The sequence below is a fragment of the Yokenella regensburgei genome (assembly GCF_051486985.1).
Classification (GTDB): domain Bacteria; phylum Pseudomonadota; class Gammaproteobacteria; order Enterobacterales; family Enterobacteriaceae; genus CBFFRJ01.
In genome coordinates this window covers 1-2,434 of the sequence record NZ_JAHVDV010000073.1, presented here as the reverse complement: position 1 = coordinate 2,434, position 2,434 = coordinate 1, and the positions used below count along the sequence as shown (strand labels likewise).

Genomic DNA, 2,434 nt, shown 5'->3' with positions numbered 1-2,434 from the left:
CAGTACGCCTGTCTCGTTTAATTTTGAAATCAACAACTGCGATCCGGGCCTCAATTCGGTCAGCTATACCTTCAAACCCGCCTCGGGAATAACGCTTCAGGGCTCCGGTAATAATCAGTATCTGACGCTCGACAGCAGTTCGACGGCGAGCGGCGTGGGGGTACAACTGCTGAAAAACGACGGCATCACCGCCGTGCCGTTTAACGTGAAAACAGCGTTTACAGGCTACGTAAAAGCCACGGGAGGCAGCTACACCATTCCCATGAAAGCCCGCTACGTGCGCACCGGCACCATTAGCGCGGGAACGGCAAACTCGGCGGCGGAATTCGTCATGACGTATGAATAAGTGATTATTGCCGGGTAAAGATTTCTGAAAAATGGTTTCAGGCGATTTCTACCCGGCATGTTATCCCTCTGATTTATTTTCGCTAAATAATCCTTCGGTTCCTCCTGCCAGTATAAACCTCAGGCCAGCAGGCTGGCCCGCCACCTCTTTTTTCGGTAAAATTCCCGGATACAACATATTCTTATTGAAAGCTGCGTCCTCTATAACTGCGCGCCAGCGGCACGTTTTTCCAGGGAGGAAATCATGTCAGGACGCGCTATCCGCTTTTTCTGCTTTACCGTTTTTACCGTTCTTCATTTAGCCACCGCTCAGGCAGGCATTACGCTAAATGCCACCCGTGTGATTTACCCGGAAGGGAAAAAAGAGGTGACGCTCGGAATTAAAAATGATTCCTCCGCGCCGCGTCTTATTCAGGCGTGGATGGATGCGGGGGAAGGCAATAATGCTAAAACACCGTTTATTATTATCCCGCCGATTTTCCGTATCGACCCTGGCAAAGGGCAGTCGCTGCGTATTAGCTTTATTGGCGGCGAGATTCCCCGTGATCGGGAGTCGGTGTTCTGGATAAACGTGCTGGAGGTCAGCCCCACACCGCCGGGTAAGAAGGCCGGGACGCAGAACGTGATGCAGTTCCCGGTGCGCTCCCGGCTGAATCTGTTCTATCGGCCAGAGGGGTTGCCGGGGTCGCCAGAGGAGGCCGTTTCTATGCTGAAGTGGCGAATGCTAAAAAATAATAAAATTGAATGTGAAAACCCTACGGCATTTAACGTTTCTTTTCACAATGTAAGCTTCACAGGTGCCAGCAATCTTAAGCAAGGAGGGATGTGCCCATCCAGAGGAAGACTTGATTTTTCACTGGAAAATTACACCCCCACGGGAAAAATTTTTTTCACAGCGATTGATGATGAAGGTGGCTTTCACTTCCATCAGAAAAATTATTTGAATTAATAATTATGCTTTGGAGGGGAGTATGTTTTATTTTAATATGTGCTTAAGAACGGCCATCACCTTCTCATTATTTATGCTAATGACTCCGCAAATAATGGCTAAATGTTCTTTTGTAATTGGCAATAATGTGGTGAATAGTACAGCCACAGTATTGGAGGAATTTTCATTGCCAAGCAATACTACACCTGGTACAAAAGTGGGTAGCTTTGTTCTGATTCCTGCTGGTGGTAAAACTAAAATAACATGTAGCTCTTATGGACAGTATCACCGATATGATGGTGGTACTTCACAAGTGATCAACGGTATTCCTGTATTTACTACAAATATTAAAGGTCTTGGGGTGGCAATATCAACGACCGTATACGGGTTTTATGGAACACCGCAAGTCCGTTATGTCTCACACAATCCAGCCGATATTTACGCATCATCACCAGGCGCACCTACATATGATGCATTTATACCCGAGTATTCTCTCCAGTTTTATGTCATTGGCCCTATGCAATCTGGGGATGCATCTCTTAATCCTATAACTGTTGGTGAGTATGTGACAGAGAATATGGCACCTCTCAAGCTGGGAACCGATCAGTTAGAATTCGCCACTATTACCATTTCTGGTAATGTGAAGCTCAGGGCGTTTGCTTGTACTACACCGGATATCACCGTTGATCTTGGCAAACATGCCGCTGGCGATTTTGTTTCAATTGGGGCTACCAGCACCCCAGTGTCATTTGAATTCCGAATTAATAATTGCGATCCAGGGATAAATTCTGTGAACTACACTTTCAAGCCTGCCTCTGGGGTAACATTAGTCGGAACTGGTAACACTCAATACTTGACGCTTGACAGCAGTTCGACGGCAAGCGGGGTGGGGGTTCAACTGCTGAAAAACGACGGCATCACCGCCGTGCCGTTTAATACAAAAATCGTTGCACCGAATACTGGCGGCCCGAATGGTTATAACAAAACGACTGGCGGAAGTTTTTCTATCCCGATGAAAGCCCGCTACGTGCGCACCGGCACCATCATCGCCGGAACGGCCAATTCGGCGGCGGAATTTGTGATGACATATGAATAAGTGATTATTGCCGGGTAGAGATTTCTGAAAAATGGTTTCAGGCGATTTCTACCCGACATGTTATC

General features: G+C 47.2%; 3 protein-coding genes. All 3 read left to right on the top strand.

Features of this window, described 5'->3' with window-relative positions; all coding sequences use genetic code 11:
* Positions 1–346, top strand: a 346-nt coding sequence (locus tag KXR87_RS23375; RefSeq protein ID WP_437434562.1) for a fimbrial protein, incomplete at its 5' end; no start/stop codon positions are given.
* Positions 347–589: 243 nt separating this feature from the next.
* The gene (locus tag KXR87_RS23370) at positions 590–1,294 is read left to right on the top strand and encodes a fimbrial biogenesis chaperone (RefSeq protein ID WP_437434561.1); all 705 of its coding nucleotides are present in this window, start codon (positions 590–592) and stop codon (positions 1,292–1,294) included.
* 22 nt (positions 1,295–1,316) lie between these two features.
* Complete coding sequence (locus KXR87_RS23365) at positions 1,317–2,369, top strand: fimbrial protein (RefSeq protein ID WP_437434560.1); 1,053 nt, start codon at positions 1,317–1,319, stop codon at positions 2,367–2,369.
* The last annotated feature ends 65 nt before the right edge of the window (positions 2,370–2,434 follow it).

What these genes read in the sequence shown, in the direction of transcription:
- KXR87_RS23370 (WP_437434561.1), top strand. Translation starts at nt 590, where the DNA reads ATGTCAGGACGCGCTATCCGCTTTTTCTGCTTTACCGTTTTTACCGTT.
- KXR87_RS23365 (WP_437434560.1), top strand. Translation starts at nt 1,317, where the DNA reads ATGTTTTATTTTAATATGTGCTTAAGAACGGCCATCACCTTCTCATTA.